Origin of the sequence: Paracoccus denitrificans (assembly GCF_900100045.1) — a bacterium.
Classification (GTDB): Bacteria; Pseudomonadota; Alphaproteobacteria; order Rhodobacterales; family Rhodobacteraceae; genus Paracoccus; species Paracoccus denitrificans.
In genome coordinates, this window is sequence record NZ_FNEA01000062.1 from 1 (window position 1) to 9,128 (window position 9,128).

Annotated in this window: 6 protein-coding genes; all 6 read left to right on the forward strand. The window is 70.2% G+C overall.

Annotation, left to right across the window (positions count from 1 at the left end; all coding sequences use genetic code 11):
* The coding region (gene glpK / locus BLT64_RS25230; protein ID WP_074810765.1) for a glycerol kinase GlpK at window positions 1-1,290 on the forward strand (1,290 nt) is incomplete at its 5' end.
* Window positions 1,287-2,420, forward strand: coding sequence for an iron-containing alcohol dehydrogenase (locus tag BLT64_RS25235; RefSeq protein ID WP_011748897.1), 1,134 nt, complete (start codon window positions 1,287-1,289; stop codon window positions 2,418-2,420). The genes glpK and BLT64_RS25235, both read left to right, overlap by 4 nt.
* Window positions 2,420-4,147 (forward strand): M14 family zinc carboxypeptidase, encoded by a 1,728-nt coding sequence (locus BLT64_RS25240; RefSeq protein ID WP_011748896.1) that lies wholly within the window; start codon window positions 2,420-2,422, stop codon window positions 4,145-4,147. Before BLT64_RS25235 ends, BLT64_RS25240 begins: the two co-directional genes overlap by 1 nt.
* A 100-nt stretch (window positions 4,148-4,247) precedes the next feature.
* Complete coding sequence (locus BLT64_RS25245) at window positions 4,248-7,028, forward strand: patatin-like protein (protein ID WP_011748895.1); 2,781 nt, start codon at window positions 4,248-4,250, stop codon at window positions 7,026-7,028.
* 233 nt (window positions 7,029-7,261) lie between these two features.
* Entirely contained in the window at window positions 7,262-8,158 is an 897-nt protein-coding gene (gene folD / locus BLT64_RS25250; protein WP_011748894.1) for a bifunctional methylenetetrahydrofolate dehydrogenase/methenyltetrahydrofolate cyclohydrolase FolD, read from the forward strand.
* Between the two features lie 71 nt (window positions 8,159-8,229).
* Window positions 8,230-9,114, forward strand: coding sequence for a formyltetrahydrofolate deformylase (gene purU, locus BLT64_RS25255; RefSeq protein ID WP_011748893.1), 885 nt, complete (start codon window positions 8,230-8,232; stop codon window positions 9,112-9,114).
* Window positions 9,115-9,128: the final 14 nt, after the last annotated feature.

Here is a 9,128-nt window from a genome sequence, read left to right on the forward strand (position 1 = left end):
CTGCATGCCGGCGACATCGCCGCCATCGGCATCACCAACCAGCGCGAGACCACGCTGCTCTGGGACCGCCGGACCGGCCAGCCGCTGCACCGCGCCATCGTCTGGCAGGACCGCCGCACTGCCGGGCTGTGCGACCGGCTCAGGGCCGAGGGGCACGAGCCGATGATCGCCGCCCGCACCGGGCTGCTGCTCGACCCGTATTTCTCGGGCTCGAAGCTGAAATGGCTGCTCGACAATATCGACGGCGCCCGCGCACGCGCCCGGCGCGGCGAGCTGGCCTTCGGCACCGTCGACAGCTGGCTGATCTGGAACCTGACCGGCGGCCGCGTCCATGCCACCGACGCCACCAACGCCGCCCGCACCCTGCTTTACAACATCGCCGAGAACCGCTGGGACGCCGAGATCTGCGCGCTTTTCGACATCCCCATGCCGCTTCTGCCCGAGGTGCGCGACTGCGCCGCCGATTTCGGCATGGCGCGGGCGGACCTGTTCGGGCGCGAGATCCCGATCCTGGGCGTCGCCGGCGACCAGCAGGCGGCGACGGTGGGCCAGGCCTGCTTCCAGCCCGGCATGATGAAATCGACCTATGGCACCGGCTGCTTTGCGCTGCTGAACACCGGGGAGGAGATGGTGGCGTCGAAGAACCGGCTGCTGAGCACCATCGCCTATCGGCTGGAGGGGCGGACGACCTATGCGCTGGAGGGCTCGATCTTCATCGCCGGCGCGGTGGTGCAATGGCTGCGCGACGGGCTGGGGCTGATCCGCTCGGCGGCCGAGACGCAGGGTCTGGCCGAGGCGGCGGATCCGGGGCAGGAGCTGGTCCTGGTGCCGGCCTTCACCGGGCTGGGGGCGCCCTATTGGCGGCCGGATTGCCGGGGGGCGGTGTTCGGGCTGACGCGGAACTCGGGTCCGGCGGAGCTGGCGCGGGCGGCGCTGGAGAGCGTGGGTTTCCAGACCCGCGACCTGTGGGAGGCGATGCGGGCGGACTGGCCCGGCGCGGCTGCGGGGGTGCTGCGGGTGGATGGCGGCATGGCGGCGAGCGGCTGGACGATGCAGTTCCTGGCCGACATCCTTGGCGCGCCGGTGGACCGGCCGCGGGTGACCGAGACGACGGCGCTTGGCGCGGGCTACCTGGCGGGGTTGCAGGCGGGCCTGTGCCCGCCGCCCGGGGATTTCGCCCGCGATTGGGCCTTGGAGCGCCGCTTCGAGCCCGCCATGGCCGAGGGTGAGCGCGAGACACGCTATGGCCGCTGGAAACAGGCCGTGAAGGCGACGATGGGGGTGGCATGAGCGCGTTTTCCTTTGCCCTGCCGGGGCGGGTGATCTTTGGCCGCGGCGAGGCGCAGAAGGCCCCGGCGCTGATCCGTGCCCATGGGCCGCGCGGCGTGCTGGTGCATGGCGCAAACCCCGCCCGCGCCGGCTGGTTGCTCGACGCGCTGCGCGCCGAGGGTGCCGAGGTGCTGGCGATCGCCTGCGGCGCCGAGCCGACCTTGCCGATGCTGGAGGCGGCCTTGGCAGAGGCCAAGGGCTTCGGCGCCGATTGGGTCGCGGCGCTTGGCGGCGGCGCGGTGCTGGATCTGGGCAAGGCGCTGGCGGCGCTGATCCCGGCGCCGGGCGGCATCATGGATCACCTGGAGGTGGTGGGCCGCGGCCTGCCGCTGGCCGCCCCGCCCTTGCCCTATGTCGCGCTGCCGACCACGGCCGGCACCGGCGCCGAGGCCACCCGCAACGCGGTGATCGGCCTGCCCGATCACGGCCGCAAGGTCTCGATCCGCGACGAGCGCATGCTGCCGCGCCTGGCCATTGTCGATCCGGCGCTGACCGACCATTGCCCGCGCGCGGTGACGCTGGCCTCGGGCCTCGACGCGCTGGCGCAGGTGATCGAGCCCTATGTCTCGGCCCGCGCCACGCCCTTCACCGATGCGCTGACCCGCCCGGCCATCGGCCCCGGCCTTGCCGCGCTGGTCCGGCTGATGCAGGCCGAGGATGCCGGGGCGCGCGACCGCATGGCCTGGGTCAGCCTGTCGGGCGGCATCGCGCTGGCCAATGGCGGGCTTGGCGCAGTGCATGGGCTGGCCGGCGTGATCGGCGGCGTGTCGCCCGCCGCGCATGGCGCGATCTGCGGCGTGCTGCTGGGGCCGGTGCTGGCGATGAACCGTGCCCATGCTCCCGATCCCGGCCGCATCCACGAGGTCTGCGGCGAGATTGCGGCCGTGCTTGGCTGCGACGCGGCCAGGGCGCCGCAAGCCCTGTCCGATTGGGCGCGCGAGGCCGGATTGCCGGGCCTGGTCGCGCAGGGGCTGGACCCGGCCTTGCATCAGGCGGTGGCCGAGGCGTCGCTGGCCAGCTCCTCGATGAAGGGCAACCCCTTCGCCGCCTCGATCCCGCAGCTTTGCGAGGTCTTGCGCGAGGCGGGCTGATGGGCGGCGGGGAACTGCTGTTCCAGGCCGACTACCCGGCCACGCTGGACCGGCTTTGCCGCGACCTGACCTGCGCCCGCGCCGAGATCTGGAGCTTCGACGACGCCCCGACCCGCCGCGCGGCCGAGCAGGCACTGGCGGCACGCGGGGTCCGGGCGCGCTGCCGTTCGGCCTACAAGCCCCTGCTGCATGCCTTTCTGGAAGAGATCCAGACCGAGGGGCTGGCCGTTGCCGAAATCGCCTGCCCGCGCCATCCTCAGGCCGTCCCCGGCCGCTTTCTGCTGGAGGCCTATCCGCTGCCGGCGCTGTTTCCACTGGCCGATTTCCGTTTCAGCGAGGGGCGGGAAAGCGAAGCGATGCCGGTCTATCGCCTGCGGCTGGGCTATGCCTCGGGCGAGGTCCGGCACGCAACGGTGCCGGCGCCGAACCGCCCGCACCGCGACCATGCCGGCGGCATGGCGCTGTCGCCCTGCGGCTGGCTGATCCGCGACGGGCTGGCAGAGGCGCTGGAGACCGATTACGAGGCGCTGTTCCACGACACGATGCGCGCCATCGCTGCCGCGCCCTGGTCGGGCGAACCCTGTTTTCAGGAGCTGAACATCGCCGTCACCCTGCCGGTGCGCGACCAGTCGCTGGATTGGGGCGCCGAGGCGGTATCGCTGGCCGAGGCGCTGCACGAAGATCTTTATTTCTCGCTGATCGAGCATTTCCAATGCCGCTTCGGCCGTCCGTCCGGCGACCGCAGCCTGCGGCTGGGCCAGATCGTGCCCGAGATCCGCCATGGTCCGCGCCACGCAGTCCGGGTCAGGGTCCGCGATTGGGACCGCAGCCCGGCCGGCGGTGCGCGCTGGCAGCGGCTCGACCGGGCGCACGCGCCGCTGGCTCTGGCGCAGATCGCCCGCGAACTGGCGCGGTTGCCGGGCGTGCCCTTTGCCGCCCGGTCCGTCGCCGGCAGGCCGGTCGAGGCGCGGTATCTGCCGGGGCGCGACCGGGCGGTGATGATTTCGGCCGGGCAGCATGCCAACGAGGTCTCGGGCCCGGTCGGCGCCTTGCGTGCGGCGCAGGAACTGGCGCGGCGCGAGGGGGCGCATTTCACGCTTTGCCCGCTGGAGAATCCCGACGGCTATGCGCTGCGCCAGCGGCTGGCGGGGGCTGCGCCGCGCCACATGCTGCATGCCGCGCGCTATACCGCGCTGGGGGACGATCTGGAGCATCGCCACGAGCCGCCCGAGGCCGAGCGCGGCATCCGCGATCAGGCCCTGCGGCTGAGCGGTGCGCTGCTGCATGTCAGCCTGCACGGCTATCCGGCGCATGAATGGACGCGGCCGCTCAGCGGCTATGTCCCGCGCGGCTTTCGGGACTGGACCCTGCCGCGCGGTTTCTTCCTGATCCTGCGCCACCATCCGGGTTGGGCGCGTCCCGCCGCCCTTCTGGCCGAGGCGGTGATCGCCCGGCTTGCCCGCCTGCCGGACCTGGTCGCCTTCAACGCCGCGCAGCTGGCGCTGGCGCGGCGCCATGGCGTCGTGCCGCAGGCGCCGGGCGGCTTTGTCCGCATCATTGCCGAGGATGCGCGCCCGCCGGTGCCGCTGGTGCTGGTGACGGAATATCCCGACGAGACGCTGCTGGGTGCCCCCTTCGCCGCCGCGCATGAGGCGCAGCGCTCCGCCGTAATCGCCGCCTATGACGCCTTCCAGGAGCTGGACCTAGGCGACCGGCCGGTCGCCTGACGGCCGCATTTCCCGCAAGACAATTTGGGCGTTTCCGCTTATCCTTCTGAAACGGAACGGTTCTTGTCGCCTGCCGGCCGGGGCGATCTTGGGGGGCGGAATGGTCGAACGGGCTACGGGTGAGGTGCGCTTCGCGGTCGTCCTTTATGGCGGCGTCTCGCTGGCGATCTACATGAACGGCATCGCGCAGGAGTTGCTGCGCATGGTCCGCGGCAGTTCCGACCTGCCGGACGAGGAACTGGCCCCGGGCGAGTTGATCTATCGCCGGCTGTCGCGCGAGCTTGCAGGACCGCGCGGCGGGCGAAAGCGGTTCGTGATCGACATCATCTCGGGCACTTCGGCGGGCGGGATCAACGGCGTGGCGCTGGCCAAGGCGCTGGTCGCGGGCGCCCGCGACATCGACATCCTGCGCGAGGCATGGACGGAAAAGGCCGATATCGGCCAGTTGCTCAACGACCGGCAGGGCATCGCCGGCCGCCTGCGCCCGACCGAATCGCTGCTGGACGGCGGCCACATGTTCGAGGTGCTGCACGACACGCTGGCCCGGCTGACCGGCAACGGCCGGCCGCTGGCCGAGACGGTGGACCTGTTCGTCACCGCCACCGACCTGCGCGGCCGGCAGGCGCCCATCCACCTGACCGGCGCGCGGCTGGACGAAAGGGTTCATCGCAAGGTGTTCCATTTCGCCTATGACGGGTCCGGCCGCAACGATTTCGGTCCCGGAAACGAAGCCATGCTGGCCTTTGCCGCGCGCTGCACCTCGTCCTTTCCGGTGGCCTTTCCGCCGATGCGCTTTGCCGACATGCCCGCCGCGGCGCAGGATGCCGGCTTCGCCCGCTTCTTCGACCACGACCCGGATTATGCCGGCCGGCTGTTCGCCGATGGCGGCTATCTGGACAACCGGCCCTTCAGCTATGCGACCGAGCTGATCCCCTCGCGCCCGACCACCCTGCCGGGCGAGCGCAAGCTTCTGTTCATCGATCCCTTCCCCGAGGCGCCCTCGCAGTCCGGCCAGGCGCCCGAGCCGCTGGACTTCCTGCAAAACGCCCAGCTCGCGCTGACCGGCCTGCCGCGTTACGAGGTGATCCGCGACGACATCCGCGCCATCGCCCGCATGAACCGGCGGCTGGAGCGGCTGGGCGCCCTGCAGAACCGCTGGCGCGAGGACCAGAACCGGGTCGAGGCGGCCGGGCGCAAGATGCGGCAAAGGCGCAAGCCGGTCGACCTGGACCGGATGGACCTGGCCGACCTGATGACGGGCGCCTTTCAATATCCGCAGAACTACCCGCTTTATCACCACCTGCGGGTCTATGGCACGACCGACGGGCTGTCGGCGATCGTGGCCGGGTTGGCGGGGCACCAGCCGGATTCGGACGTGGCGCTGTATCTGCGCCAGATCCTGCGCGCCTGGCGCGACGACGGCTTCAGTGCCTATCACGCCGAGGGGCGCGAGACCGAGAACGCCTTTCTGTCACGTTACGACCTGGATTTCCGGCTGCGCCGGCTGATCCACCTGCGCGCCCATATCGACGAGGCGCTGGACCGGCGCGAGCGTATCCAGGGCGAAAAGGTCGCGCTGCACCTGCCGCCCGAATTGCTCGCGCCCCTGCGTGACCGGATCGAGGAGGAACTGGCCGATCTTCGCCGCCTTGCCAGCCCCGACAGCAGCCAGGCCCAGACCCTGCTGGCCGGCACCGAGATCGGGCGGCTGGACGGGCTCATTTCGGCCGAATACAGCGCGGTGATGAAGCTTGCGACGCTCGACCAGCGATATGGCAAGGCGCGCGAGATCTATCGCAGCACGGACATCAAGGCGCTGGTGGACAAGGCGCTGGCCAAGCTGGGCCGGGACATGCGCGCCGCCTTCGACGCCAGCAGCGCCCGCATCCGCGCCGACCTGGCCGCGCCCGAGCTCAAGCCGCTGCTGGACGTCTATGACGATTTCCACTGGCACGACGTGATGACATATCCCTTCCTGGAGGGTTCGGAGCTTCAGGAGCATTCGCAGGTCGAGGTGTTCCGCGTCAGCCCCGCCGACAGCGGGTTGAACCCGCGGCCCGACAAGCTGGCGGGCATCGCCGTCGGTGCCTTCGGCGGTTTTCTGAACCGCGACTGGCGCGAGCATGACATCCTGTGGGGGCGGCTGGACGGGGCCGAGCGCATCGTCGCGGCGCTGATGTCCGACCGCCCCGAGGCCGAGCGCGCCGCCTGGACGCAGGAGATCCAGAACCAGATCCTGCGCGAGGAATATGGCGAGGCCGCCGGACAGGCCCGCCGGCTGGCGCTGCTCAAGGCCAAGCTGCGCGATGCCCGCATCGACGAGGACGCCTTCGAGGAAACCGCCGCCCAGGCGCTGGGGGTCAAGGACGCCGCCGAATTGGACCTGCGGCGTTTCGGCGCGCATTACAAGGATCTGAAGCCCGTCGGCCCGCGCCCGCCCGAGATCGCCGGCTGGGGCAGCCGTGGCATGGCGATCCTGTCGCGCATGATCGACGACTTGCCCGACGATGGCATCCTGCGCATGCTCGGCACCCGGGCGGCGACGGCTTTGCGGGCCGGGGGCGGGCTGATCTCGGGCTTTGCGCGCTTCGCCATGCCGGGCAGCTATTGGCGGATGCTGGCGGACAAGATGCTGTTTCTGGCCATGCTGGCGGGGTTGCTGGTCGTGCTGATGGCGCCGTGGCTGGGCGTGGCGGCCGCCAGGATCGGCTGGCTGCTGCTGGCGGCGGCGGTCGCGATCTGGCTGCTGCTCTACAGCTTCGGGCGCTGGTTGCGCGGCAGGGACAGCTTGCCGCAGGCGCTGCGCTGGCTGGCGATCTTCGTCGCGCTGGCCCTGATGGGCGTGGGGCTGCGGACTGTCGCAAATCACCTGTTCGGCTGACGCAGCTCGCGTGGGCGTGCGTCGCAAAACGACGTTGCCTTGTCGCAATAGGGCCTGACCTTTGCATCGGCCGGTTGGAAAAAGGCGTCAACGGGGGTAGAGGCGAAACCGGGACGGGCAGGTCCACCTATGGAACGGGACTTGCGCATGCCGGCGCCTGCGCTATCCGCGAGCGGGGCGGTCGGCCGATGCCGTCCGCGACACGGGTGCGGAATGCGAAGGAGATTGGGCCTATGGTTGCAAGGATCATCGACGGCAAGGCTTTTGCTTCTGGTGTCCGGGGCCGCGTTGCGTCGGCGGTTGCCGGGCTGGAGGCCGCGCACGGGGTGGTGCCGGGGCTGGCGGTGGTGCTGGTGGGCGAGGATCCGGCGAGCCAGGTCTATGTCCGCAACAAGGGCATCCAGACCCGCGAGGCCGGCATGGCGAGCTTCGAGCACAAGCTGCCGGCCGAGACGGCGCAGGCCGAACTCATGGCGCTGATTGAACGGCTCAACGCTGATCCGGCCGTCCATGGCATCCTGGTGCAGCTGCCGCTGCCCCGGCACATGGATGCCGAGGCGGTGATCAACGCCATCGACCCGAAGAAGGACGTGGACGGCTTCCATGTCCTGAACGTGGGCCTGCTGGGGACCGGGCAGAAGGCCATGGTGCCCTGCACGCCGCTGGGCTGCCTGATGCTGTTGCGCGACACGCTGGGCGATCTGTCCGGGCTGAACGCGGTGGTGGTCGGGCGCTCGAACATCGTCGGCAAGCCGATGGCGCAGCTGCTCCTGAACGAAAGCTGCACGGTGACCATCGCGCATTCGCGCACCCGCGACCTGGCCGGGCTGTGCCGGACGGCCGACATCCTGGTCGCGGCGGTGGGCCGGCCGCGGATGATCCGCGGCGACTGGATCAAGCCGGGCGCCACGGTGATCGACGTGGGCATCAACCGCATCGAGGAGGCGGGCCGCTCGCGCCTGGTCGGCGACGTGGACTTCGACAGCGCCGCGCCGGTGGCGGGCGCCATCACCCCGGTGCCGGGCGGCGTCGGGCCGATGACCATCGCCTGCCTGCTCGCGAATACGCTGACCGCCTGCTGCCGGGCCAACGGCCTGCCCGAGCCCGATTTCGCAGAGGCGGGGGGCTGACCGCCTGACGGTTCCCCGGATATGCGCACAAGAAGGAAATCAGGGCCCTTGCCCTTTCAGTGGAGAGCCAGATGAAGAAATACACGCTGACGGTCGCCTGCCCCTCGACCCGCGGCATCGTCGCCACCGTGGCCGGCTTCCTGGCCGAGCACGGCTGCAACATCACCGATTCCAGCCAGTTCGACGACATCGAGACCGGGCGCTTCTTCATGCGCGTCAGCTTCGTCTCCGAGGAAGGCGTGGGGCTCGAGGAGTTGCGCGCGGGCCTGGCCGAGCCGGCCAAGCCCTTCGACATGGACTATGCCATCCATGACGAGGCCGAGAAGATGAAGGTGGTGATCATGGTCAGCCGCTTCGGCCATTGCCTGAACGACCTTCTGTATCGCTGGCGCATCGGGGCGCTGCCGATCGAGATCGTGGCGGTGATCTCGAACCACATGGACTACCAGAAGGTGGTGGTGAACCACGACATCCCCTTCCACTGCATCAAGGTCACGAGGGAGAACAAGCCGCAGGCCGAGGCGCAGCTGATGCAGGTGGTCGAGGATTCGGGCGCCGAACTGGTGGTTCTGGCGCGCTACATGCAGGTGCTGTCGGATGCCCTGTGCAGGAAGATGTCGGGGCGGATCATCAATATCCACCATTCCTTCCTGCCCAGCTTCAAGGGCGCCAACCCCTACAAGCAGGCCTTCGAGCGCGGGGTGAAGCTGATCGGCGCGACCAGCCATTACGTCACCGCCGACCTGGACGAGGGCCCGATCATCGAGCAGGACATCATCCGGGTAACGCATGCGCAATCGCCCGAGGACTACGTCTCGCTGGGCCGCGACGTGGAGAGCCAGGTTCTGGCCCGCGCCATCCACGCCCATATCCATCGCCGGGTGTTCCTGAACGGCAACAAGACCGTGGTCTTCCCCGCCTCGCCCGGCAGCTACGCCAGCGAGCGCATGGGCTGAGAGCGGCACGGGGC